The sequence below is a fragment of the Stenotrophomonas sp. IS26 genome, from assembly GCF_054188265.1.
The window spans coordinates 230,084-254,887 of the sequence record NZ_JBSZJV010000001.1 but is presented as its reverse complement, the minus strand read 5'-3'; the positions used below and the strand labels follow the sequence as shown (position 1 = coordinate 254,887).

Below are 24,804 nucleotides of genomic sequence, written 5' to 3'. Positions count from 1 at the left end.
AGTGCGACGTTCAGCCGCCCCAGACCAGCGCCAGTTCCAGTGCCACCCACCCCAGGAACGCCACCACCAGCACCGCGCCTTCGCGCCGGCTGATGGTCAGGTCACCGCGCAGCATCGGGTAGAGCACCAGCACGAAGGCGATCGCCGCCGGCAGCTCCAGTTTCACGAACGATCCGGGCAGCGCCAGCGGGCGCAATGCGGCCATGCCGCCGACCACCACCAGCAGGTTGAACAGGCTCGAGCCGATCACGTGGCCCAGCACCATGTCGCCCTGGCCACGGCGTGCCGCCGCGATCGCCGCAGCCACTTCGGGCAAGGCCGTGCCGATCGCCACCGGCAGCAGGCCGACCAGCAACGGTGACCAGCCCAGCCCGGCGCCAAACACCGGCGCGGCCTGCACGATCCAGCGCGCGCCGAAATACAGGCACACCGCCGCGAACAGCAGCCGCAGGAGGTTGAGGAACAGTCCCGTGCGGGTCATGGCGTAGCCGGCGATGCCCTCACGCACCGGCTCCACTTCCAGCCGCGCGCGGCGCAGCAGGAACACCAGCAGGCCGACAAAGGCGAGCAGCAGCACGGCCCCTTCCCAGCGCGCGATCACGCCATCCAGGCCGAACAGGATCAGCAGCGCACTGGCGGCGGCAAGACAGACCAGCAAGGGCGAGAGCAGCCGCGCACGGACCAGCAGCGGCGCAGCGAGCGCCGCCAGGCCCAGGGTCAGGCCGACGTTGACGATGTTGCTGCCGACCGCATTGCCGAGCGCGAGTTCTTCCGCGCCGACCACGAAGGCACGGGCGTTGACCACCAGCTCCGGCAGCGAGGTGCCGAAGGCCACCAGCAGCAGCCCGGCCACGAACGGCGACGCGCCGAAGCGCTGGGCCAGACCCGAGGCGGCCCGGACGATGGAGTCGCCGCCCAGTGCCAACAGCACCAGGCCCAGCACGAACCAAACAGTGGCAGCGATCATCTGGTGTTCCCCGGTGACAGATGTGGGCCGATTCTAGGGCCAGCCCACGCCAAACAGTGAAGGCCCGCCCCGGCAGTGCGGCCGGCGCGGTGCCGATGGCTCAGGAGCAGCCTTCCACGTAATCGACCTGCGGGGTCTTGCCGACCCGCCAGGCGGTCACATTGCCATCGCCGTTGATCTCGAAGTTGACCAGCGCGCCGCCCTCGGTCGCCGGGCGCACGCGCAGGTTGTGGCCCTGCTCGTCGTACTTGTGCGGGGTCAGGTCGCCGCGATCCGGGTACAGCGTCTGCAGCTGGCCGAGCGACATGCCGACCTTGCCGCCACCGGGGGCGACGATGCGGTCGTTGCGCACGTCGTACCGGACCAGACGCTTGCCTTCGATCATGAAGATCACGTCCTCGGCCTGCGCGCCTTCCGGCCGCAGCGCATGGCAGTAGTCGTCAGCGACGTCGCCCTGCAGGGGTGTCTTCCAGGCCGCCCGGACCTCGTCCAAGGTGCTGCCCAGCGCCACCGGGCCGTAGCCATCCAGGCGTGCCGGACCCTGCGTCACCGTGCCCGGGGCCGCCGTGGCAGGCGCTGCCGGCGCGGTGTCCGCCGCCGGTGCAGGCACGGCCGCCTCGGCATCGGCCGACGGCGTCTCCGGCGTGCGCTCGCACGCGGCCAAGGCCAGCACCATCCCCACTGCCATCACGCTTCCCAGCTGTCTCATGCCTGCATCCTCCCGGTGAATGGGCGCAGCCTAGCGCGAGCGCCGTGTGGGCGGCATGCACAGTGTCGCTGTCATCCGCGTTTCACCTGCCGCGTTCAGGCTCGGCCTGCACCGCATCGACCCCGCCCCCATGCAACCGCAGAAGACCGACCTCGCCCGCACCGCCCTGCAGGCCCACCGCGCGCCCCTGGACATGCGCCAGCGCCGGCTGTTGATCCTGTGCGACGGCCAGCGCGACCTGGTGCAGCTGGGCCAGCTGGTGGGCCCGGAAACCCCGGCGATGGTGATCCAGCTGATCCAGAGCGGGTATCTGGTGTTGAGTGCGGTGACACCGACCGCGGCGCCGGTGCCCGTGACCGAACGCCGCCGCTCGCTGGTGGCCGCCCGCATCTATCTGCTGGACATCCTGGAACTGCAGCGTCATCCGCAGGCGGCAGCCCTGTTCCACACCCTGCAGCAGGCCCGCAGCGACGACGCGGTCATGGCGGCGCTGCAGACCGCATTGGACGCGCTGCCAGGCCTGACCTCCACCGGCTATGCCGAGCGGGTGCGGCAGCGGTTGCTGGAGGTGCTGCCGAAGGAGCATGCCGAGCGCTTCCAGATCGCGCTGGTTTGAGCCTGCGTCAGCCCGAGAAATTCGCCTTCAATCCCTGCCAGCAGTGCTGGTACCCGCGCTGGCGATGCGCCGCGTCCATCGCCTGTGCGGTGGGGCGGATCACGCCGCGGGTTTCGAACATGAAGGCCATGGTGTCCTTGATCACGTCCGGCCTGCTCAGGTCGGCCGCGGAGGCCTTTTCGAAGGTCGCCGCATCCGGGCCATGCCCGCTCATGCAGTTGTGCAGCGAGGCACCGCCGGGCACGAAGCCTTCGGCCTTCGCATCGTAGGCACCGTGGATCAGGCCCATGAATTCGCTGGCGATGTTGCGGTGGAACCACGGCGGGCGGAACGTGTTCTGCGCGACCAGCCAGCGCGGCGGGAAGATCGCGAAGTCCATGTTGCTGGTGCCCGGCGTGTCGCTGGGCGAATGCAGCACGAGGAAGATCGAGGGATCGGGATGATCGTGGCTGATCGAGCCGATCGTGTTGAAGCGGCGCAGATCGTAGCGGTACGGCGCGTAGTTGCCGTGCCAGGCGACCACGTCCAGCGGCGAATGATCGATATCCGCGCGCCACAGCTGGCCCTGGAATTTGGCAATCAGTTCGAACGCGCCGTCGATGTTCTCGAACGCGGCATGCGGCGTTTCGAAGTCACGCGGATTGGCCAGGCCGTTGGACCCGATCGGGCCCAGGTCGGGCAGCTTCAGCAGCGCGCCGAAGTTCTCACAGACGTAGCCGCGTGCGTCGCCATCGGGCAGTTCGACACGGAAGCGCACACCGCGTGGAATCACCGCGATCTGCTGCGGTTCGATCTCGATCACGCCCATTTCGGTGAGCAGGCGCAGGCGACCCAGCTGCGGGACGATCAGCAGCTCGCCATCGGCGTTGTAGAAATAGCGGCCCTGCATGTCGCGGTTGGCGGCATACAGGTGGATGCCCACGCCATGGTGGGCGTCGGGCGAACCGTTGCCCCCCATCGTGTACAGCCCCTCGATGAAATCCGTGGGCGTGCTGGGCAGCGGCAACGGATCCCAGCGCAACTGGTTGGGCGAGACCGCGCCCTGCGCGACGTCGCCGTGTAGGTGGGGCTGGCTAAAGGGGGTGAACTCGCCGTGGGTCACCGCGGGGCGGATGCGGTACACCCAGCTGCGGCGGTTGCTCCCGCGCGGCGCGGTGAACGCCGTGCCGGACAGCTGTTCGGCATACAGACCATGGGCGACACGCTGCGGCGAGTTCTGCCCCACCGGCAGTGCACCCGGCACCGCCTCGGTGGCGAACTCGTTGCCGAAACCGGTCTGATAGCCGCGCGATGACATCGGGTTGTTCATGGTCCTGCTCCGCCGGGGGCGTGGATGGCAAGGGAATACGGCCGATGGCACCCGCGCGGGCGCGGATGCCACCGTTGAAGCGTAGCGCGGGTGGCGGCCGAGTGCCTTAGAGCACGCCGCGCTTCATCTGGTCGCGCTCGATGCTTTCGAACAGCGCGGTGAAGTTGCCTTCGCCGAAGCCTTCGTTGCCCTTGCGCTGGATGATCTCGAAGAAGATCGGGCCGATGCAGTTGGTGGTGAAGATCTGCAGCAGTTTGCGCTGTTTGGTCTCCGGGTCGGCATCGATCAGGATCTTGTTCTTCGCCAGTCGGGCCACGTCTTCACCGTGGTTGGGCACGCGCATGTCGATCACATCGAAATACGTGTCCGGCGTATCCAGGAACTCCACGCCCTGGGCGCGCATCGCCTCCACGGTGTCGTAGATGCTCTCGGTAAAGCAGGCGATGTGCTGGATGCCCTCGCCCTTGTAGGCGTCGAGGTATTCGTTGATCTGGCTCTTCGGATCGGACGATTCGTTGAGCGGGATGCGCACGATGCCGTCCGGGGCGGTCATCGCCTTGGACACCAGGCCGGTCTTGAGGCCCTTGATGTCGAAGTAGCGGATCTCGCGGAAGTTGAACAGGCGCTCGTAGTAATCCGACCACTGCTGCATGTTGCCGAAGTACAGGTTGTGCGTCAGGTGGTCGATGAAGGTCAGCCCGAAGCCCTTCGGGCGCGGGTCCACACCCTCGATCGGCGCGTAATCGGTATCGAACATGCTGCCGTTGGCGCCGTAACGGTCGACCAGGTACAGCATGCAGTCGCCGATGCCCTTGATGATCGGGGCGGCGACGGCGCGGGTCTCGGGCTTGAAGTCGATCGCTTCGGCACCGTTGCCCAGGGCCATCTGGTAGACCTCATCGCCCGGCTTCTTGAAGCGGATGGCGAAACCGCAGGCACACGGGCCGTGCTTCTCGGCGAAGTCCGAGGCGAACGAATCCGGCTCTTCGTTGACCAGGAAATTCACGTCGCCCTGGCGATAGACCGTGATCGCACGCTGCTTGTGGCGCAGCACGGCGGTGAAGCCCATCTTGCGGAAATAGTCGTGCAGTTCCGCGCCACGGCCGGCCGGGGCGGCGAACTCGACGAACTCGAAACCATCGATGCCCATCGGGTTTTCGAAGGTGGTGACCTGCATGCCCGGATCGGGTGCGAAGGACGCGGTGCTCGTTTGGCTGGTCATGCTGTGGCTCCAAAGCAGTCCGCATCGGAAAAAACCAGGTGCGGTAGGAAGGCAGACCCGCGAGAATGCGGAGTCCGGAACGTAGGTTATAGTTTCACATGAAACCACCATCAAGGTGCACCGCAGCATGAGCCCGCCCGATCCCAGCAGTCACAGCATCCGCGCATCGCACGCCCTGCTCGATCTGGAGCAGTTCCTGCCGTACCGGCTGAGCGTTCTGTCCAACCGCGTCAGCGGCAACATCGCCAAGCTGTACGGCGACCGTTATGGCCTGGCGATCCCCGAGTGGCGGGTAATCACGGTCCTGGCGTTGTATCCGGGCTCGTCGGCCAGCGAGGTGTCCGATCGCACCGCGATGGACAAGGTCGCGGTCAGCCGCGCCGTGGCCAGACTGCTCGAACGGGGCTTCATCAAGCGTGAAACCCATGGCGATGACCGCCGCCGCTCGGTGCTGGCGCTGTCGGCGGCCGGATTCGAGGTGTACGAGACCATCGCGCCGCTGGTGATCGACATCACCCGCAAGCTGATGTCCGTGCTCAGCGAGGACGAAGAACAGATGCTGGAGACGCTGATCCTGCGCCTGGCCGGGGAAGGCCTGCAACGGATGGACGAGTAGCCAGCGACCGTTGGTCGTTGCGGCTCAGCTCAGGTGCTTGCGCCGCGCATGCACCCACGGCGCGGCCAGCGCGCCGATGGCACCGCCGGCAAACCCCAGCGAGGCGGCCACGGCGGCCGCTTCGATCGCACCCGGCAGAGCCAGCGCGGCGACCACCAGCAGCAGCGATGGCAGGCCGATGAAGGTGGCCATGAAGTAGCGCCAGCGCGGTGACCACGTACCGACCTGGAGCAGGCTGACCGGCATCCAGGCTTCGCCTGAGGCGTCCTGGGCAACCTTCGCGGCCACCTTGCCCAGGTCCGCTTCGACCGGCCCCTTGCCACCACGCGCGGCAGCCAGCATCGCGGCCACCTCGTCAACCGCCGGGAAGCTGGTCGGCCAGGTCTGCGGGGCGTTGACCCCGTAGGCAGTCAGCAGCGGCACGCTGATCCAGGGTGCCAGCAAGGGCCGTACCTTGCGGCGGTCCATCACGCACCAGATCTGGGTCATGCCATGCGCGGTGACGCTGTACAGCGCCAGCTGCGCCGCCGCCGGATAAGGCAGCAGGTGCACGCGGGCGGCCATGCTGTCGTAGCCCATCTCACGCAGGAAGCCCGGGCGGGTACGTCCCTCGTGCGCCCAGGCCAGGCCGAGCGCGCCGACCAGATACACCTCGGCCGGATCCTTCGTGCCGGCGGTGGCGCGGTCATCGCTGGCCAGGAAGAACGCCAGCGATTTGGGTTCGGCGACATCGAGCTGGTCCCAGCGCCCGGCGTCGCCCAGCACATGTTTGAGCGGCAGGCGCGCCGGGGCGGTTTCGTCCTTGCTGGCGTTCTGCAGGAACGGCACCACGCTCAGCACGAAGCCCTGCAGGTCCACGCCGCGCAGGCCGCTGCCCTGCCACTCGGTGGGAATCAGGCCCGGCAGCGTGCCCTGGCGTGCCAGCGTGTCCAGCTGCGCCTTCTGCTCCACCAGTTTCTGCACGGCCGCCTTGAGCAGCACGTTGTCGGGCACGGAGACCATCGGCAGGCGGTAGCGGATCGCGCCCGGCGCCGGCGTGTCGGCCTCCAGCGCATCGGGTGCGGTGTGGTCATCGAGCAGCACATCGACCGGCGGCAGGCTCACGCCGGCCGACGCATCAAGAGAGACTTCGGTGGTGCTGTCGCTGGTGCCCGGCTGCATGCGTCGATTCCGTCGGTTGTCCGCCACGAACAGCGCGGCATGAGGTCCTTGGGGGTAGCGGCAGGGCAGCGGACAAATTGAGGGCAAAAAAAAGCCGCGGAATCCGCGGCCTTTTCCAGATCACGACGCTTTGGGTGGCGCCCATTGCTTCATGAAGGCGAAGAAGCGGCCACGGTCGTAGCCCTTCTTCTGCCCCTTGTCCGCTTCCAGCTCACCGGTGAACTGCGAATGCAGCAGCGTGCCGTCGGCATCGAGCACGAACAGGTGCGGGTAGCCCTTCACTGGCGGGAACTGCGACAGGAACGCCGCGTTCTCGTTCTCTTCGCTGTAGTTGACCTTCATCCAGACATAGTTCGCATCGCGGAAGCGGCGGATCTCCGCATCCCCTTCGATGAACCCATCCATCAGATGGCACCACGGGCACCACTCACCGCCCACATCCAGGATGATCCGCTTGCCCCCGCGCTGGGCCTCGACCTTGGCCGTGGCCAGATCGGCGACCGGATCGCGGGCGGGATCGAACTGGGCGTTGAGCACCGCGATCGCGGCGATGTCCGCCGCGGCCGGGGTGTTGCCCGAGGCCACCGGTGCGCCGGGATCGGCGACCGGGGCCTTCTGCTCGGACGTATCCAGCGGCTGCGCAGGCGCCGCGGTAGGCGCCGACGACGGCGAACAGGCGGCCAGCAGGCCGGCCACGATCATCGACATTCCCGCGGCTTTCATGCGCATCGCCTTCCTCACTTGACGCCGTGCATCAGCTTGTTGATCAGCGGGGCGACCAGGAACAGCACCACGCCGGAGATGATCAACGCCCAGAAGCCGAACGTGTAGCCCTTCAGCGCCGATTCCACGGTCATGCCGCCTTCGCCGCTGACCACGCCGGCGAAGATGCCCGACATGTTGTTGCCGATGCCGGTGGACAGGAACCAGCCACCCATGCCGAAGCCAACCAGGCGCACCGGGGCCAGCTTGGTCACCATCGACAGGCCGATCGGCGACAGGCACAGCTCACCGACGGACTGGATGACGTAGACCATGAACAGCGTCCAGAACGGAATCTTGCCATCCACGACCATGCTCGACAGGGCGACCATCAGCAGCGCGAACGCCGCACCGTTGAACAGCAGGCCCAGGCCGAACTTGCGCGGGATCGACGGGTTGGCGCGGCCCAGCTTGATCCAGATCCAGGCAATGATCGGGGCCAGGGTGATGATCGCCACCGAGTTGACCGACTGGAACCAGGCGGTCGGGAATTCCCAGCCGCCCAGGTTGCGGTTGACGATGTTGTCGGCCAGGAAGGTGAACGAGCTGCCGGCCTGTTCGAAGAACATCCAGAACATCACGTTGAAGGTGAAGATGATCAGCATCGCGATCACGCGGTCGCGCTGGACCTTGCCTTCGCGGATGCCTTCAACCAGCAGCAGGATCGCCAGCGCGATGAACATCGCGCCCAGGATCCAGGCCAGCGCGGTGGCGCCGGTGGAGAGCAGGAAGAACGCGATCGGGATCGCCACGATCGCACCGATGAACACCATCACGATGCGGCCATAGCCCTCTGCACCGGCCGGCGGGGCGCCGATGCCCTTCAGGCCGGCGCGGCCAACGTAGAACCAGGCCAGGCTGATCAGCATGCCGATGCCCGAGGCGATGAAGACCATCTTGTAGGACGGCATCGCCTGGGTGCCGAACACGCGCTCGGCCAGGTACTGGGTCAGCACCGGGGCGATCATCGCGCCGATGTTGATGCCCATGTAGAAGATGGTGAAGCCCGAATCGCGGCGCTCATCCTTCAGGCCGTACAGCTTGCCGACCATGGTGGAGATGTTCGGCTTGAACAGGCCGTTGCCGATGATGATCGTGGCCAGGCCCAGTTCGAAGATTTCCTTGTTGGGCATGGCGACCATGAACAGGCCGGCGGCCATGATCACCGCGCCGGTCAGGATCGAGCGTTGGTAGCCCAGCACCCGATCGGCGACGTAGCCACCGAAGATGGCGGCGGCGTACACCAGCGCCAGATAGGCACCGTAGGTCCGGCTGGCGGCGGCCTGGCCGGCCGAATCACCGTCGAAGAACTGCGCGACGATGTACAGCACCAGGGCCCAACGGATGCCGTAGAACGCAAAGCGTTCCCAGAATTCGGTCATGAACAGCATCCACAACGGGCGCGGATGGCCCAGCGTGGTCTTGAACTCCGGCAGCGCCGGATCGGGAACGGATTTCGCGGCGGCGTCTACGCTCATGCGGGATTCCTGGGTTCGGTGGAAGACATGCACGTCCGATGTGCGAAAGCAGCGCGGGAGAATCCCAGACCAACCACGTTCACGTCAAATACACGCTGATGTGGACCGCTGGCAGCATGGTCGCTGAACTTGCATCTGCAACTTCCGGGCAAAACCCGGCAGCGCAGCAACGGCGGGGCCTGCCGCACCGTACGGCGGATGCGGCAGGTAAATATGAATAGGCTTATTGCGGCCGATGCCGGATCAGGCGTCCGGCGGCATCGGGTCGTCGTTGCGGATCGTGGTGCGCACCTGGAACAGCTCCGGGAAGAAGGTCAGTTCCAGCGCCTGGCGCAGGAAGCCGACCCCGCTGGAGCCGCCGGTGCCGCGCTTGAAGCCGATCACCCGCATCACGGTCCGCATGTGGCGGAACCGCCACAGCTGGAAGGCGGTTTCCAGATCGACCAGGTCTTCGCACAGCGCGTACTCACGCCAGAAACGGTCGGTGTTCTGGTAGATCCGCTCGAACACCGGGTGCAGCGCATCGTCGGCCACGTGCGGCTGCTGCCAGTCCCGCCCCTGATAGCCGGCCGGGACCGGATGGCCGAAGCGGGCCAGGTAGCGCAGGAACTCCTCGTACAGGCTGGGGGCATCAAGCACCTCCTGCAGCTGGGCCTGGCCGGCCGGGTCATGCGAGAACACCTGCAGCATCTGCGCGTTCTTGTTGCCCAGCAGGAACTCGATGTAGCGGTACTGCAGCGACTGGAAGCCCGAGGACGGGCCCAGCACATCGCGGAAACCCATGTACTCCGAAGGGGTCAGCGTCTCCAGCACCGACCACTGCTCGGTCAGCTGGCGCAGCACCTGCTTGCTGCGCGCCAGCACCTTGCGGCACTGCCAGACCTCGTCGCGCTGCAGGAAGCCGATCGCCGCGCGCAGCTCGTGTGCCAGCAGCTTCAGCCACAGCTCGGAGGTCTGGTGCTGGATGATGAACAGCATTTCGTCGTGGTGCGGCGGGTTGGACAGCGGCTGCTGGGCCGACAGCAGCTGATCCAGGCGCAGGTAGCCGCCGTAGGTCAGCCGCCCCTCCAGATCGGTGTGGATACCAGCTTCGAGATCGCGTTGGTTCTTGTCGACGGACATGGCAGGGACCGCTAAAGGGGCTGAAAGGGTAGCGCAGTGGCCGGGGGGCCGCGCATCCGGCCGTCAGCGGCTCAGCGCGCCGCCAGATCGGCCGAACCCACGATCCTGACGCCGGGCGTCGGCACCAACGCCGCCTCGACCAGCGCGGCGGCAATCGTCCCGGCCGGATTGATCCGCCAGGCGCGCGGCAGGACCGGACCGAGCACCCCCAGCACCACGCTGGCCAGATGCTCGCCGGTACGCCGCTCGGCACGTTCGCCGCCGATCAGTCCGGGCCGGACCAGGGTCAGCGACGGGTAGCCCAGCTCCCGCAGGTCCTGCTCCAGCCGGCCTTTGACCTGGTTGTAGAAGAGCCGCGCGCCCGCATCGGCGCCCATCGCCGAGTTCAACGCGAAGGCATGCGCGCCGCGGGCGCGTGCCTGCTGTGCCACGGCCAGCGGAAAATCATGGTCGACCCGTGCGAACGCCTCCTGGCTGCCGGCCTGTTTGATCGTCGTACCGAGCGCGCAGATCACGGCATCCACCGCCCACCAGTCGGCCTCGCCCGGCAACTGTGCGAAGTCCACCACCGGGTTGAGCAGCGCTGCATCCGTGGTATCCAGCGCGCGGCGGGTCGGGGCGATCACCGCATCGCAACGGGGGTCGTCCAGTAGTTGCCGCAGCACATGACTGCCGACCAGTCCGGTCGCCCCCACCAGCATCACCTTCATCGCACTCTCCTGCCGTCGCCGTGCTTACCATCCTGCCATGCATGACCGGTTCAAGGCCGGCCCCACTGCGCCGATACTGTTCCCACCTCTCCACCGCTCCGGCTCCGGCCGTGCCCTGCAAGGATCTGCCGCATGACGGACCCGCACGACGCTCCCCCCAGCCCCGGCACCGCCGTCGGGCGGCTGCTGTCGCGGCGGCAGAGCGTGGGCACAGGGGTGGAGGCCGCCAGCGAGCCGGCGCCCGGCCCCAAGGGGGGCAGCAGCGCGATGCTGCAACGGTTGTTCGCCGGCATCGATGCGCCCGAGCCGCTGCTGGCCGCGTTCGCCAATGGCATGTCCACCCTGCCCGGCGAGCTGGGCGACATGGGCCTGCGCCTGCAGTCGGCGCAGCGCAGCGCGGATTGGGTCAGCTATGGCCGCGCGATGCGCCAGCTGATCGACAAGTACATCCGCACCATCGAACAGGAAACCCCGGATGGCCAGCCCGACAGCCTGCGCCTGCGCGAGCTGCTGCGGCATACCGTCGGGGTGACCGTGGCCAGCCTGCTGCAGAACATGCCCGAGCTGCGCGAGGAGCCGGTGCAGCTGGCCGGTGAACTGCGCCACTGGCATCCCGGCCAGCCGCTGCAGCCGATCGAACAACGGCTGCGCGAGCTCTCGCACCAGATCGGCGTGCGCAGCGATGGCTGGCAGGAACAGCAGGAGCTGCTGCTGAGCCTGTTCGATCTGCTGCTGGACAATATCAGCGAGCTGCTCGATGACAGCAGCTGGCTGCACGGCCAGGTCCACGCGGTGCGTTCGCTGATCGGCGGCCCGCTGGATCGCGATTCGGTCGAACAGGCGCGCGCCAACCTGCGCGAGGTGATCTACAAGCAGGGGCTGCTCAAGCAGGGCATCGTCGAATCCAAGGCGGCGATGAAGAACGTCATGGGGGGCTTCATCGAGCGCCTGGACGGCATGGCGGTGAGCACGGGCGAATACCATGACCGGATCAGCAGCTACGCGCTGGCCCTGAAGGAAGCGCGCAGCATCGCCGACCTCAACCAGTTGCTGCAGGACGTGCTGCAGGACACCGGCCGGGTGCAGGATCAGGCCCTGCAGGCGCGCGACCACCTGGGCAATGCACGCCGTGAAGTGGAACAGGCCGAACAGCGCATCGCCGAGCTGGAGCAGGAGCTGCGCGAGGTCTCCGGGTTGATCCGGACCGATCCGCTGACCGGTGCGCTCAACCGCCGCGGTCTGGATGAGCTGCTGGAGCGCGAACTGGCGCGTGCCGCCCGCCACGGCCATCCGCTGGCGCTGGCCCTGCTGGACCTGGACGATTTCCATCAGACCAATACCCTGCATGGCCATGCCGGTGGCGATGCGGTGCTTCGCCACCTGGTGACCGTCTGCCAGCTGCACCTGCGCAGCAGCGATGCCATCGCCCGGCTCGGCGGCGATGAGTTCGTCCTGCTGCTGCCGGAAACACCTGCAGCGGACAGCATGTCCACCCTGCTTCGGCTGCAGCGTTCGTTGGCGCAGCGGCCGCTGCCGTTGGACGAACAGCGCGTGCCGGTGCATTTCAGCGCCGGGCTGGCGCAATGGCAGCCGGGCGAGCCAGCCGAGGCGCTGCTGCGGCGTGCCGATGCGTCGCTGTATGCGGCCAAGCGGGTCGGCAAGAACCGCGTACTGGCGGCCGAGCCACCGCGCTGAGCCCGCGCCTGTGATATTCCGCGCACCGGCGCGAATCACCCGGGTATGGACATGACACGGCCCGCTACCGACATTGATCTGCGCCCGCGCTTCGCCGCGCTGCTGGAGCAGCACCGCGGCATCGTGCTGAAGGTGGCGCGCGGCTATTGCCGCCACCCTGAGGATCGGCTCGATCTGGTCCAGGAGATCAGCGTGCAGGCATGGGCGGCATTCGAGGAATTCGACCCGGCGCGGGCGCGCTTCTCGACCTGGCTGTACCGGCTTGCGCTCAACGTGGCGATCTCGCAATGGCGCCGGCAGCAGCATCGGCAGCGCCACCACGCCGCGCTGGCCGACGACCTGCCCGCCGCGGACGACCGTGCACCCCCCGAGCAACGCCATGCCCTGCATCAGCTGGAGGTGGCCATCCATGCGCTGCCGCCACTGGACCGTGCCCTGATGCTGCTGCACCTGGACGATCACGACCACCGGCAGATCGCCGAGGTGCTGGGCATCAGCGTCGCCAACGTCTCCACCCGCCTGCACCGCCTGCGCCAGCAACTGCGCACGCGCCTGAACCCCACCGACTGAGAGCCCCGCCATGCAACCGGATGACCTCAAGCACCTGTGGAACAGCGTCGGCACCCCCACCGATGCGCAGGAAACCTTCGCGCTGGAAGCGTGGCGCAGCCATCGGCAACGCAGCGTTCAACGCCAGCTCGGCCTCTTCAGCCTGTGGCAGGGGCTGCAACTGGTGGTCTGGCTGGCCGTGGCGGTGTACTGCGGCAGCCAGTGGTGGCAGCAACCTCCGTTGGCGGTGATGCTCAGCGCGGTGGCGCTGCATGCCTATTGCATCGCGGTGATCATCGCCAGCATCACCCGCCTGCATCGCCGCCGGCAGTTGCAGCCGACGCAGACGGTGCTGGCGCAATCGCAGCAGCTGGCCGCGCTGCGTCGCCACACCGCGCTGACCGAGCTGCTGCTCGGCCTGCCGTGGTGCTGGCTATGGTTGGCCGTGCCGGTGCTGGTGGCCTGGCAGGCCTGGGGCGTGGATCTGGGCGCCTTTGCCGCGCCGTGGCTGCTCGCCTCGCTGGGCGCGGGGACGCTGGCCATGCTGGCCGCCTTGATCCTTGCCCGCCGCTGGGCCCAGCGCGCACCGGCCTCGCCGTGGCTGCAGCGCGTGATCGATGCGCTGTCCGGCCGCCGGCTGGCCCACGCACACGCCGAGCTGGAGGCCCTGCGCGGCTGGGAGCCGGCCTGATGGGGTCGCCCCTCAGTGCGCGGGCTTGGCCCCGCGCAGCTTCTGGAACCCGGTCACCGCCGCCAGGACCACCGCGCCGATCACCACGCCGACGATCACGTTGCCCAGCGCGTTGATCAACCAGCCCCAGCTGCCATCGCCGCCCATTGCCAGGATGGCGTGATGCAGCGGCGCGATGCTGTGCACCAGGATGCCGCCACCGACCAAGAACATCGCTGCGGTACCGGCCACCGAGAGGAACTTCATCAGCCACGGTGCGGCCACCAGCAGGCCCCGGCCGACCGCCGCCAGCGCCGCGCCCTTGCGCGACAGGTACAGGCCCAGATCGTCCAGCTTTACGATGCCGGCGACCAGGCCGTAGACAAACACCGTCATCGCCAGCGCGATCACCACCAGCGCGCTGACCTGGTTGAGGAACGGCGCGCTGGAGACCACGCCCAGCGACAGCACGATGATCTCGGCCGACAGAATGAAGTCGGTGCGGATCGCGCCCTTCACCTTGTCCTTCTCCCACGCGACCATGTCCACCTTCTCGTCGGCCAGGGCCTTGGCCCGCTCGGCCTTGCGCTGTTCATCCTCATCGCGCGAATGCAGGAAGCGGTGCGCCAGCTTCTCCACGCCCTCGTAGCAGAGGAAGGCGCCACCGATCATCATCAGCGGGGTGATCGCCCAGGGCAGCCAGGCGCTGATCGCCAACGCCGCCGGCACCAGGATCGCCTTGTTGACCAGCGAGCCCTTGGCCACCGCCCACACCACCGGCAGCTCACGGTTGGCGCTGACCCCGGTCACCTGCTGCGCGTTCAGCGCGAGGTCGTCGCCGAGCACGCCGGCGGTCTTCTTGGCCGCCACCTTGGTCAGCACCGACACATCGTCCAGCAGGGACGCAATGTCATCGAGCAACGCGAACAGACTGGCACCGGCCATGGTGGATCCAAAGGAGGAAGCGGGAGCGCCGATTCTGACCGATCCGGCCCCTGTCGCGGTAGCGGGGGCGGATTCACCGGCCCACCACTGCCGCCCGGCCACACTGCCGGTGATCGTCGCCCCGGAGTCCTGCTTGAATACCACGCCCGTCGTTACCGGTTCGCCGTCGCTGGTCAAGGGCATGAACCGCCGCAGCCAGATCCTGCGCCTGCTGTTGCGCTACCGTAATTCCGGCGTGTTTTCCGGCATGAACCTGGACGCACGCGCGGTCCACGATGTGCCGCCGGACGGCAACCCGGAGCAGTTCGTCACCGACCTGGAATCGCTGGGGCCGACCTTCGTCAAGCTGGGCCAGATGCTCTCCACCCGCCCGGACATGGTGCCGGTGGAGTTCGCCACGGCCCTGGAGCGCATGCAGGAGAACGTGGCGCCGATTCCGGTCGAGCGCGTCGCGGCGATCATCGAAAAGGAACTGGGCGCGTCGGTATCCAAGCTGTTCGCCAGCTTCGACCCCGTCCCGCTGGGCTGCGCCTCGATCGCCCAGGTGCACCGCGCCGAGCTGCACGATGGCCGCCAGGTGGCGGTCAAGGTGCAGAAGCCGGAGGTCGCCGCGCAGCTGCGCTCGGATCTGGAGGTGCTGCGCAGCTTCGCGCTGGCCGCTGACCACCTCACTCAGGTCGGCCGCCGCGTGCGCCTGCGCGACTGGCTCAATGAGTTCGCCAAAACCCTGATGCAGGAGCTCGACTACCAGGCTGAGGCCGAAAACCTGCAACGCTTCGGCCAGCACCTCAAGCCGTTCAAACCACTGTGGGTGCCGCAGCCGATCTGGGATTACTGCAGCCACCGCGTGTTGACCATGGAGCTGGCCCAGGGCGTGCGCGTGGACATGATCCCCGATGTGCGCCGCACGGAGCAGCCGATGGCGCCGCTCGCCGCGGCATTGATCCGTGGCTATGTCGACCAGATCTTCGTGCACGGCGAGATCCACGCCGATCCGCATCCTGGCAATCTACGCGTCACGCCGGCCGGTCGCCTGGCGATTTTCGATCTGGGGATGGTCGCGCACATGCCGCCACGCCTGCGCGAGCGCTTGTTGAAACTGCTGTTCGCGGCGGTGGATGGGCGCGGCGAAGAAGTCGCCGATGAAATCATCGGCATCAGCACACGGCTGGAGTTCTTCGATGAGGAACGCTATCTGCGCGAGACCGGGCAGATCATTGCGCGATATGCCGCCAACAGTAGCTTCTCCGAGGGCCGCGTGGTGTTGGACCTGGTCCGCATCGCCACCGCCAGTGGCCTGCGCACCCCGCCGGAGCTGAGCCTGCTCGGCAAGGCGCTGCTGAATCTGGAAACCGTGTGCCGGCTGCTGTCACCGGACCTGGATACGCGCCGCATCGTGGAGAAGCAGCTGCAGCACGTGATGCGCGCACGCCTGAAGAAATCACTGTCCGCCGCCAATCTCGCCAGCGAGGCGATGGAGATGCAGCAGCTGCTGCGCGATGGGCCGCGCAAGATGACCGACATCCTCGCGCTGCTCGCCGAGAACCGCCTGCAGATGAAGGTCACCGGGCTGGAAGAATCACGCCTGATGGAAAATCTGCAGAAGATCGCCAACCGTGTCTCTGCCGGCATCGTCACCGCCGCCCTGATACTTGCTGCGGCGATGATGATGAAGGTCGATACCGGCTGGCATCTGTTCGGCTATCCGGCCATCGCATTCACCTTGATGTTGATCGGTGTGTTCCTGGGATTGGGCATCATCCTCAGTGCGTTGATCTTCGATCGTCGTGCGCGCTCGAAGGAAGAACGCGGGCACCGCTGACGTACCTGCCGCGCATACCACGCATTCAGACCCAACGGAAAACACCACGGATAACGCACGATGCACTGCAGCATCGTGCGCGCTTCTTCACGCGTGTTTTACGTCGCATATCGCGGTGCGATGCGTGTGTACGAATGTCGTTTTCAACAAACATTTCAGTCAGGTTCGTGCAGGCATGATCGAGTCATCGGCTTGTCATGCATGTGTGGTTGGGACAGCCGGTCGGATGGGACATACGTCGTCATGACGTCCATCACCACCTGTCTCCACTGCCAAAAGTGCTTATGCTCTGGATCCTGCTGCTGTCTCTGTTGCTGCTCGCCTGGCTGTTCCTCGCATCTGACACATGGGTGTGGTGGAAGGCAAGCCTGATGTCATTGCTGCTGCTGACCCTCAGTGCGTGGTGGTTGATCAACAAGTTGTCCGGTGATGGTCTCAATGCCGCCACCCTGTACCACCTCGGTGCGGACATGGAAGGCGCCGGCATCGCCGATTTCAAGCACTACATCGCCGGCTTCATCGCACTGGCCCTGCTCTCGTTGTCCCCGCTGCTGCTGGCGCGCTTCCGTCGTCGGGATCGCCCCGCACATGGCAAGGCCGTGTTCGCCGGCTTCATGGCGATGTGGTTCGTCGCGATCGTGGTCAGCCCGCTCTACAGCGATGGTCAGCGCCTGTACCAGCAGATGCGCCCGGTCGACTACAGCATGGTCAAGGCCGAGTACCGCGTGCCACAGCAGCCGCTGACCAAGCCGCGCAACATCGTGTGGATCTACGGCGAAAGCCTGGAACGCACCTATCTCAATGAAACCACCTTCCCGGACCTGATGCCCAACATCAACCGGCTGGCCGCGCAGTCGCTGGATGTGCGCGGGCTGGTCTCGGCCGAGGGCGGTGGCTGGACCATCGCCGGGCTGGTCTCCTCGATGTGCGGTGTGCCGCTGACCACCGCCAAGGAAGATGAGAACAGCATGGGCCGCATGGGCAGCTTCCTGCCCGAAGCGGTCTGCCTGGGCGATTACCTCAAGCAGCAGGGCTACACCAATCACTATCTGGGCGGGGCCAACGGCCAGTTCGCCGGCAAGGGCCAGTTCCTGGCCACGCATGGCTTCGATACCGTGGACGACCTGGCCTGGTTCAAGCAGCAGAAGATCACCCGCGCGCACTTCTCGCCGTGGGGCGTGCATGACGACGTGCTGCTGGACAAGGCGTACGACCGCTTCGTGCAGCTCTCGCGCAAGGGCGAGCCGTTCATGCTGACCACGCTGACCATGGACACCCATCACCCGGCCGGTCACCTGCCCGTGGCCTGCAAAGGCACCCGCTACCAGAGCGAGCACGGCAACATCGGCATGCTCAATGCGCTCAAGTGCACCGACGGGCTGATCGCCAAGCTGGTCGACCGTATCCAGGCCAGCCCGTACGGCGAAGACACCCTGATCGTGATCGCTTCCGATCACCTGGCCATGCCGAATGATCTCAGCCACATCCTCGCCAAGCAGGACCGCGAGAATCTGCTGCTGTTCCTGGGCAAGGACATCGCCCCGCGCCAGCTGACCGCGCCGGCCGGCTCGACGCTGGATTCGGGCGCCACCCTGCTGAGCCTGATCGATCCGGCCATCGATTCGATCGGCTTCGGCCGCTCGCTGCTGCACCCGGAACGTTCGGACAGTGCGAGTGCGGCGGTGTTCCGCGACAACGGCAAGGACTACCCGCGTTACCTGGCGTTCTCGCGCTCGCTGTGGCTGGGCGACAAGACCCGCCAGCTACGCATCGATGACGACAACCAGGTGGTGATCGGCCTGCAGCATGTGCAGCCGCCGGTGCTGCTGGAGTACGACAAGCATTGGGATCTGAAATCGGTCTACCTGGAGAACACCTCCAAGCAGTTCGATCTGGCCGATCCGTCCAATACGCTGGCCTACGTGGATCGCTGCACCGCGTTCGAGGATGGCTCGGCCGATGGCGACTGGTGCGCGATGCTGGTCAACCAGGACAAGGGCATCAAGCTGTTCCGCGATGACCAGCTGCGCGGTGGCGTGGCGGTGGATGGCCCGCTGGATCCGTTCAACGGCCCGCGCCCGAGCATCCGCCAGGCGCACATGATCACCCAGAAGGGCCGCCGCACCCGCGCCGGCCAGTACATGGTGCAGCTGGTGACCAAGCAGTCACCCGACCGCGGCTTCTGGATCGAAGCGGTCTCCTCGCAGCGCAAGGTGGTGGTCGCCCAGCAGTGGGTACAGCCGGATGCCGAGGGTCGCATCAACCTGAGCTTCGGCCTGGACCACGAGGTCGATGATCTGGAAGTGCGCGCCTGGTTGAACCACGCCGAGAAGCTGGCCGTGGATACCTTCGCGCTGGTGCCGTCGCGCCGCGGCAACCGCGGCTGATGAGGTAACCCGGCCGGCCTCGGCGACCGTCGGCTGTCCCTATCGGTAGTGCCGGCCGCTGGCCGGCTCCCGGTTCTTTCTGCATCGTCTATCTGCCGGCCAGCGGCCGGCACTACCTGCATCGGGACGGTACCGACCATCGGTCGGCATCCGTCCGTCATCGGTTGCGCTTACGCGTCCGGGTCCGGCTTGGCCGCCGGATCCCGCACCAGATGGATATCCGTCGGCGAGGACAGCGCGATCCCGGCCTCGGCAAACTTCTGCAGCACCGTGAAGTACAGCTCGCTGCGTGCGCCGTACACCGCACGCGGGCCTGACACGTAGGCGAAGCTGTTGATCGCGATCTGCCCATTGGCGATCGAGTCGATGAACACCGACGGTGCCGGGTCGCTCAGCACGCCCGGGTGATCGGTGTAGGCATCCAGCAGGATCTGCCGCAGCGCCGCCACATCGGTGTTCAACGGCACCGAGAACTGGATCTGGATCCGGCCCTGCGCGTTGCCCATCGTCATGTTGCGGATGGTCTTGGTGATCAGCTCGGAGTTGGGCACGATCAAGGTGGACTTGTCGCCGACCTGGATCTCGGTCGAACGCACGCTGATCCGCTTGATGTCGCCTTCCTGGTCGCCCAGCTTGACCCAGTCACCGATCTTGACCGGCCGCTCGGCCAGCAGGATCAGGCCGGAGACGAAGTTCTGGGTGATCGCCTGCAGACCGAAGCCGATACCGACCGAGAGTGCGCTGACCACCAGCGCCAGCTTCTCGAAGCCGATACCCAGCGCGGTCAGGCCCCACAACACCGCAGCGATGATGCCGAGGTAGCGGGTCACGGTGCTGATCGAGTTGCGTGCGCCGGCGTCCAGTTCGGTCTTGGGCAGGTAGGTATCGCTGAGCCAGCGTTGGAACGCCTGCATCACGGCCCACACCACCAGGAACACCAGCACCGCGTACATCACGCTGCTCGGCCTGAGCGTGGTCTCACCGATCTTCAGCCCACCGGACAGCGAATCCAGCCCACCGAGGAAGGCGTTGAGATTGCCGAACGGTGCCGCCAGCGCCAGCAGGCCAAGCACGATCACACCGACACGCAGCACCGCCGAGAGCAGCACGCCGGCCTGCTCCACCCGCGCCTCGCTGAGCCCGGTGGTCAATACGATGGTCTGTCCGGCGCGGCTGCTGGGCGCGAGCACCCAGGTGGCCAGGTCATCGGCAAACTTGAGCAGCAGCGAGACCGCCATGAACACCACCGCGACCCAGACCAGCTGCTGGGCCACGAACAGCGCGAAGTTGAGATACCCCAGCAGTGTGGCGATCACCGCCGCGGCCACGGCGATGTGGCCGACCAGGCGCGCCAGCACGATCCAGCCACTGCGGCGAGGCGCCCCCCGCACCTTGCCATCACCACCGGCGCGGGGATCGGCCCGTGCTTCGGCCTCGGCGGCTTCGGCCGCCTGACGGTTGTGCATGCGCGCCAGCGAGGTCAGGATCGCGATGATCAGCCCCAGGTAGGTCAGCGCCATCAACCCATCGGCGGCCACCGTGGTCACCTCGCTGGTGCGGGCTGCACGGTCGAGGGCGACCAGCATGATGCTCAGCCAGGTCAGGCCGGCCGCGCCCCAGGCGTACTTGCGCAGGCGCAACGCCGCGCTGTCATCGAGTGACAGCAGCCGCCACGACGGGCGCTTGGGGACCAGCAGACAGGCGCTGAGCGCAGCGATGAAGGCGGCCACGAAGGTGGCTACCTCGAAGGTCTCGGCCACCTGCTGCAGGCGCGGCGGGATCGCGCCGATCGCGTCCAGCGATTCCACCAGGGCCACCGCCGCCAGGCCCGGCAACAGCGTGCCGACCAGCAGTAGCCACACCGCCAGGCCGGAGCGGCGCAGGCGTCCATCGGGTGCACGCTCGGAGGCGGCAAAGCGGCGCCCCAGCGCGCGCAGCCACAGCCGCAACGGGAAGAACAGCACCAGTGCGACCGCCAGGCCGATCAAGGGCGAGTTCCAGCCATGCTTGGCAATGGCTTTGCGGGCCGCGTCTTCGCCCAGGCGGTAAAGAATGGCCAGGCGGTGCACATCGTCCGGCACATCCTTGGCGAAGCTGCGCCACAGCGCAGGTGACAGCGGCGAGGCGACCTTGCGGCTCAGCTGTTCGCTGAACTGGGTGACCCGCATCTTCTCGATGCGCTCGCCGAGCTGCTTGGCATCCACTGAGAGCAGCTTGGCGCGGGCGATCTGCGCGGTGATGTCAGCCTTCTGCTGGTTCAGCGCCTTGCGCTGCCGGCTCACTTCCGGCGGCTCGACGGTGCCTTCGGCGACCTGGCCAAGCTGCTCGAGCCGCGCATCCACCTGCTGACGCTGCGGGTCGAGGGCGCTCTGCAGGCCGTCGGCATCGCGCTGGACGGCCAGGGCGCGGTCGGACAGCGCCTTCAGGGTTTCAGTGGTGCCCGCATCCTCCAGCGCGTCACTGGTGGCGCGCAGCTCTTTTTCGGCCTGGATCAGTTGTTTGGCCGGATCCGGGGGCGGATCCGTGGCCTGCCCGAGAGCGACCGGCGCGGCGCCGAGCCAGGTGAACAACAGCAGCCAGCCCAGCGACCGCACCACAAACGAAGAATGACGAAGCGACACGCCAGCACCAACGGTTCGCGCGGACCACCGCGCCTGCCCGCGACTATAAACCGGGCCCCGTTCAGAACAGGTATGCGGGCGCTCAGTACTTCAGGCGGAGCTCCTCGACCTGCGGCTGCAGGCGGGCATACCAGTCCTGGAACTCTTCCTCGGTGATCTCCTCGGGCGCGTAGACCGCGATCTCATCCCAGGCGTGATCGGTCGGCAACGGCTGCCGCGGCCCAGCGCGCAGGGTGTAGGTCACCCCCTCGTGGTCGAGCACATCGTCGGCGGTCTCGCGCTGCTGGCGGGCAACGCCGGTTTCGCTCTTGAGCAGAATCACCTGGTACATCCGCATCTCCATCGCTGTTGAAAGAAGCGCTGATGGCGCTCCGGCCCAGCATAGCGCTGCGACCGCAAGCGGGACATGACGCGACCACAACGGACTGTCTCGACGCCGCAGTCGCCCCGGCTTCACCCGGCCGTGGCAGCAGCCCCGGCATCGTGGGATCGCATTCCCACCAGCCGTTGCCCATGACCCCACATCCCGACCTGAAAACCGTTCCCGACCTGAAGCTGCCGCGATACCTGGGCACCTGGTACGAGATCGCCCGCCTGCCGATGAAGCACGAGCCGGAAGGCTGCACCGATGTGTCCGCGCATTACAGCCTGAAAGACAACGGCCACGTCGCCGTGGTCAACCGCTGCCGCATGGGCAGCGAGATCGAGCAAGCCGATGGCGAAGCCTGCCCCGTGGACAACGACACTGCGCGGCTGGAGGTCAGCTTCCTGCCCAAAGGCCTGCGCTGGCTGCCCTTCACCAAGGGCGACTACTGGGTGATCCAGATCGCGCCGGATTACAGCGTCTCGCTGGTCGGCAGCCCGGACCGCAAGTTCCTCTGGCTGCTGGCGCGCACCCCCACGCTCGACCGCACCACGCAGGAGCACTACCTGGCCCAGGCACGGCTGCAGGGCTTCGACCTGACCGAACTGATCCAGACCCCGCACACCGGCCACCCCACCGCCTGAGGCTGCCATGGATCTGAAGAGCGGGTATCCGTTCTGGGCCGTGCGCAACGGCCTGATGCATGCCTTCCCACCGCTGGAGAAGGATCTCAACTGCGAGGTGCTGGTGGTCGGCGGCGGCATCAGTGGCGCGCTGATTGCGGACGAGCTGTGCGCGCACGGCCATGATGTGGCGCTGATCGAACAGCGCGACATCGGCTGGGGCAGCACCGCGGCCAGCACTGCGTTGCTGCAGTATGAGATTGACACGCACCTGATCGACCTGGCCCAACGCTACGGCGAGGACGCGGCGGTGCTGGCCTATCAGGCCTGTGCCGAGGCGATCCCGGCCATCTGCAAGGTGGCCGCGCCGTTCCGCGATGTGGACTGCCACCGCATGGCCAGCCTGTACTACGCGAGCAAGCGCGGGCACCAGGCGGTACTGGCCGAAGAGTGCGCACTGCGTGCCAAGCACGGCTTCGATGTGCGCTGGCTGGACAGCGAGGCGGTCCAGGCCGAGTACGGCATCCGCGCACCGGGCGCGATCCTCAGTGCGCTCGCCGCACGCATCGACCCCTACCGGCTCACCTACCGGCTGCTGATGCGGCTGCACACGCGCGGCTGCGGCGTCTACGACCGCACCGTGCTCGATACGCTCACCCCGACCCCGCGCGGCGTGACCGCCACCACCCTGGGCGGCGCCCGCATCCGTGCCCGCCATGTGGTGCTGGCCACTGGCTACGCCGGGCAGCGCTGGTTGAAGCCCTCGGTGGCCCGCAACCGCAGCAGCTACGCCTTCATCACCGATCCGATCCATCCGGACCTGCTCGGCCCCCTGCGCGAGACCATGGCATGGGAATCGGCGCGGCCGTATCTGTACCTGCGCAGCACCGGTGACCACCGGCTGCTGATCGGCGGCGAGGACGATGCCATCGATCTCCCGGCCCGGCGCGACCGGCGGGTGGAGAGCAAGACCGGCAAGCTGCTCAGGAAGACCGCCAAACTGTTCCCGCACCTGCCGCTGCAGCCGGCCTTCTCCTGGGGCGGCACCTTCGCCGAGACCCACGATGGCCTGCCGTTTTTCGGCCCGCACCCGCAATGGGGGCCACGGGTACTGTTCGCGATGGCTTACGGCGGCAACGGGATCACCTACTCCATGATCGGCGCCGGACTGCTGCGGGCGCGGATCGAACGCCGCCGGCATCCGCTGTCCACGCTGTTCGGATTTGACCGGTTGGGCTGAGTTCCCCTTGCAACGCACGCCATGACAGGCATCATTCAAACTACGGCTGCTAGCGTCAGCGCTGTCGGCCGTCCCGCCTGTCTGCTCCGGAGCCTCTCATGACCCGCCTGCTTCCCCTGCTGCTGTGCCTGTCCCTGCCCGGTGTGGCGCTGGCCCAGTCTGCCGCAGGCGCCACCGGCCCGCAGTCCTCGACCGGGCTGGACCTGAGCATCCCGGACGCCCCGCTGCAGTACCTGAGCGATCAGTCGCTGCGCGGCGACCCACCCGGCACCTTCTACGGCGACCGCACCGGCCGGCGCTCCACCGAGCGGGCCGCCAACGGCATCGCCCACGTGACCGATGACAAGCTGCGGGTCAACGGCAGCTTCACCACCGGCATCGGCTATTCCGAGAATTACGGCAACAGCCATTACAACGCGGCCGAGCTCAATCTGAGCAAGAACTACACCACGGACGAGGGCAACACCCGCAACGTCAACGTCAATATCCGGGTGAGCGAGGGCAAGGGCCCCGGCTTCTTCGGTCCGTATGGCTATGACGGCTTCGGGGGTTATGGCGGTTACGGCCGTGGCCCGGGCTACTGGGATTACCCGGCGCGCTGGTAAGCGCTAAGCGCTGCAGCCCCCAGGCAATGACGCGGACGGCCGGGGAATCCCGGCCGTTCGTACATCCAGTGCGCGGTAGCGCCGGATCAATCCCACCAGCCATCGCGCTTGCTGGCGAGCACGCGGCCATCGTAGCCACTCATGCGCACTTCCACGCGCTGGTTGCGGGCGTTGCGCGCATCCAGGGTCCAGGTCGCGCCATCGCGCTCGATCGATTCGATCTGCGTCAGCCCGGCCTTGCCCGCCAGCGCCAGGATCTGCCCGGCGTCCAGCACGGCGCGGCCATCGCGTGGATCGAAGATCTCGCCCTGGGTGTCATCGATGATCACTTCATCGACCGTGCCGTCCTTGCGGGTCACGTCCGCTTCCCACACGCCATCGTCGTGCTCCAGCTCATGCACCTGGGTGTAGCCGGCCGCGCTCAGCTTGGCCTGGACCTGGGCGGCCGACAGGTTGGCGGCAAAGGCCGGAGTGGCGAACAGCGCAGCGGCCAGGGCGGTAGCGGCAATCATCGTCTTCATGGGAATCCTTGAGGGGGCACCGGTCCATTCCGGCACCGCCAGTCTGGTCACCGCGCCTAACCAGACCATGAGGGCGACTGTTAGATACTG

23 protein-coding genes are annotated in these 24,804 nt (G+C 67.0%); 10 read left to right on the top strand and 13 right to left on the bottom strand.

Annotated features, from left to right (window positions below; all coding sequences use genetic code 11):
• Positions 1-10: 10 nt before the first annotated feature.
• Together ACW6W5_RS01085 and ACW6W5_RS01080 are read right to left on the bottom strand one after the other, a co-directional pair.
• Complete coding sequence (locus tag ACW6W5_RS01085; protein WP_152150903.1) at positions 11-967, bottom strand: sodium:calcium antiporter; 957 nt, start codon at positions 965-967, stop codon at positions 11-13.
• Between the two features lie 100 nt (positions 968-1,067).
• Positions 1,068-1,676 carry a hypothetical protein gene (locus tag ACW6W5_RS01080; RefSeq protein ID WP_152150900.1) on the bottom strand — a complete coding sequence of 203 codons (609 nt, stop codon included), beginning with the start codon at positions 1,674-1,676 and terminating at the stop codon, positions 1,068-1,070.
• Positions 1,677-1,806: 130 nt separating this feature from the next.
• Here ACW6W5_RS01080 and ACW6W5_RS01075 point away from each other — a divergent pair, with 130 nt between their 5' ends.
• The gene (locus ACW6W5_RS01075) at positions 1,807-2,292 is read left to right on the top strand and encodes a hypothetical protein (protein ID WP_152150898.1); all 486 of its coding nucleotides are present in this window, start codon (positions 1,807-1,809) and stop codon (positions 2,290-2,292) included.
• Between the two features lie 7 nt (positions 2,293-2,299).
• On the opposite strand, the gene hmgA is transcribed toward ACW6W5_RS01075, so the two are convergent.
• On the bottom strand, positions 2,300-3,601 hold the full coding sequence (hmgA, locus tag ACW6W5_RS01070; protein ID WP_121040650.1) for a homogentisate 1,2-dioxygenase: 1,302 nt from the start codon (positions 3,599-3,601) through the stop codon (positions 2,300-2,302).
• A gap of 106 nt (positions 3,602-3,707) precedes the next feature.
• Entirely contained in the window at positions 3,708-4,778 is a 1,071-nt protein-coding gene (gene hppD, locus ACW6W5_RS01065; protein WP_121041316.1) for a 4-hydroxyphenylpyruvate dioxygenase, read from the bottom strand.
• A gap of 172 nt (positions 4,779-4,950) precedes the next feature.
• Here hppD and ACW6W5_RS01060 point away from each other — a divergent pair, with 172 nt between their 5' ends.
• Positions 4,951-5,439 (top strand): MarR family winged helix-turn-helix transcriptional regulator, encoded by a 489-nt coding sequence (locus tag ACW6W5_RS01060; protein ID WP_088433561.1) that lies wholly within the window; start codon positions 4,951-4,953, stop codon positions 5,437-5,439.
• Positions 5,440-5,463: 24 nt separating this feature from the next.
• On the opposite strand, the gene ACW6W5_RS01055 is transcribed toward ACW6W5_RS01060, so the two are convergent.
• The 5 genes from ACW6W5_RS01055 to ACW6W5_RS01035 form a co-directional block, all read right to left on the bottom strand.
• On the bottom strand, positions 5,464-6,600 hold the full coding sequence (locus tag ACW6W5_RS01055) for a hypothetical protein (RefSeq protein ID WP_152150896.1): 1,137 nt from the start codon (positions 6,598-6,600) through the stop codon (positions 5,464-5,466).
• A gap of 120 nt (positions 6,601-6,720) precedes the next feature.
• The gene (locus tag ACW6W5_RS01050) at positions 6,721-7,329 is read right to left on the bottom strand and encodes a thioredoxin family protein (protein ID WP_152150894.1); all 609 of its coding nucleotides are present in this window, start codon (positions 7,327-7,329) and stop codon (positions 6,721-6,723) included.
• A gap of 8 nt (positions 7,330-7,337) precedes the next feature.
• Entirely contained in the window at positions 7,338-8,840 is a 1,503-nt protein-coding gene (locus tag ACW6W5_RS01045) for a peptide MFS transporter (RefSeq protein WP_121040656.1), read from the bottom strand.
• A 243-nt stretch (positions 8,841-9,083) separates the two neighbouring features.
• Positions 9,084-9,962: a tryptophan 2,3-dioxygenase gene (locus ACW6W5_RS01040; protein ID WP_088433557.1), complete on the bottom strand. Its 879-nt coding sequence runs from the start codon at positions 9,960-9,962 to the stop codon at positions 9,084-9,086.
• Positions 9,963-10,033: 71 nt separating this feature from the next.
• On the bottom strand, positions 10,034-10,672 hold the full coding sequence (locus tag ACW6W5_RS01035) for an NAD-dependent epimerase/dehydratase family protein (protein ID WP_152150892.1): 639 nt from the start codon (positions 10,670-10,672) through the stop codon (positions 10,034-10,036).
• 132 nt (positions 10,673-10,804) lie between these two features.
• Between ACW6W5_RS01035 and ACW6W5_RS01030 the strand changes: the two genes are divergently transcribed.
• Genes ACW6W5_RS01030 through ACW6W5_RS01020 form a run of 3 tightly spaced genes read left to right on the top strand, consistent with a single transcriptional unit; the run spans position 10,805 to position 13,607 of the window.
• The gene (locus ACW6W5_RS01030; protein ID WP_152150890.1) at positions 10,805-12,367 is read left to right on the top strand and encodes a GGDEF domain-containing protein; all 1,563 of its coding nucleotides are present in this window, start codon (positions 10,805-10,807) and stop codon (positions 12,365-12,367) included.
• A 45-nt stretch (positions 12,368-12,412) separates the two neighbouring features.
• Positions 12,413-12,937, top strand: a complete 525-nt coding sequence (locus tag ACW6W5_RS01025; RefSeq protein ID WP_152150888.1) for an RNA polymerase sigma factor — start codon at positions 12,413-12,415, stop codon at positions 12,935-12,937.
• 10 nt (positions 12,938-12,947) lie between these two features.
• Positions 12,948-13,607 (top strand): hypothetical protein, encoded by a 660-nt coding sequence (locus ACW6W5_RS01020; RefSeq protein WP_152150886.1) that lies wholly within the window; start codon positions 12,948-12,950, stop codon positions 13,605-13,607.
• A gap of 12 nt (positions 13,608-13,619) precedes the next feature.
• Here the strand turns inward: ACW6W5_RS01020 and ACW6W5_RS01015 are convergent, their stop codons facing one another.
• Positions 13,620-14,531 carry a DUF808 domain-containing protein gene (locus ACW6W5_RS01015; RefSeq protein WP_121040668.1) on the bottom strand — a complete coding sequence of 304 codons (912 nt, stop codon included), beginning with the start codon at positions 14,529-14,531 and terminating at the stop codon, positions 13,620-13,622.
• A gap of 181 nt (positions 14,532-14,712) precedes the next feature.
• Between ACW6W5_RS01015 and ACW6W5_RS01010 the strand changes: the two genes are divergently transcribed.
• Both ACW6W5_RS01010 and ACW6W5_RS01005 read left to right on the top strand, forming a co-directional pair.
• Positions 14,713-16,353 (top strand): ABC1 kinase family protein, encoded by a 1,641-nt coding sequence (locus tag ACW6W5_RS01010; protein WP_193222736.1) that lies wholly within the window; start codon positions 14,713-14,715, stop codon positions 16,351-16,353.
• Positions 16,354-16,637: 284 nt separating this feature from the next.
• The gene (locus ACW6W5_RS01005; protein ID WP_121040670.1) at positions 16,638-18,740 is read left to right on the top strand and encodes a phosphoglycerol transferase I; all 2,103 of its coding nucleotides are present in this window, start codon (positions 16,638-16,640) and stop codon (positions 18,738-18,740) included.
• 170 nt (positions 18,741-18,910) lie between these two features.
• On the opposite strand, the gene ACW6W5_RS01000 is transcribed toward ACW6W5_RS01005, so the two are convergent.
• Together ACW6W5_RS01000 and ACW6W5_RS00995 are read right to left on the bottom strand one after the other, a co-directional pair.
• Positions 18,911-21,361, bottom strand: coding sequence for a DUF3772 domain-containing protein (locus ACW6W5_RS01000; RefSeq protein ID WP_193222733.1), 2,451 nt, complete (start codon positions 21,359-21,361; stop codon positions 18,911-18,913).
• Between the two features lie 82 nt (positions 21,362-21,443).
• Positions 21,444-21,692 carry a hypothetical protein gene (locus tag ACW6W5_RS00995; protein ID WP_121040674.1) on the bottom strand — a complete coding sequence of 83 codons (249 nt, stop codon included), beginning with the start codon at positions 21,690-21,692 and terminating at the stop codon, positions 21,444-21,446.
• A gap of 182 nt (positions 21,693-21,874) precedes the next feature.
• On the opposite strand from ACW6W5_RS00995, the gene ACW6W5_RS00990 reads away from it, so the two are divergent.
• From ACW6W5_RS00990 to ACW6W5_RS00980, 3 genes are all read left to right on the top strand, one after another.
• Entirely contained in the window at positions 21,875-22,369 is a 495-nt protein-coding gene (locus ACW6W5_RS00990; RefSeq protein ID WP_152150882.1) for a lipocalin family protein, read from the top strand.
• A gap of 7 nt (positions 22,370-22,376) precedes the next feature.
• Positions 22,377-23,588 carry an NAD(P)/FAD-dependent oxidoreductase gene (locus tag ACW6W5_RS00985; protein ID WP_152150880.1) on the top strand — a complete coding sequence of 404 codons (1,212 nt, stop codon included), beginning with the start codon at positions 22,377-22,379 and terminating at the stop codon, positions 23,586-23,588.
• A gap of 98 nt (positions 23,589-23,686) precedes the next feature.
• Positions 23,687-24,193, top strand: coding sequence for a hypothetical protein (locus ACW6W5_RS00980; protein ID WP_152150878.1), 507 nt, complete (start codon positions 23,687-23,689; stop codon positions 24,191-24,193).
• 86 nt (positions 24,194-24,279) lie between these two features.
• Here the strand turns inward: ACW6W5_RS00980 and ACW6W5_RS00975 are convergent, their stop codons facing one another.
• Entirely contained in the window at positions 24,280-24,714 is a 435-nt protein-coding gene (locus ACW6W5_RS00975; protein WP_152150876.1) for a PepSY domain-containing protein, read from the bottom strand.
• Positions 24,715-24,804: the final 90 nt, after the last annotated feature.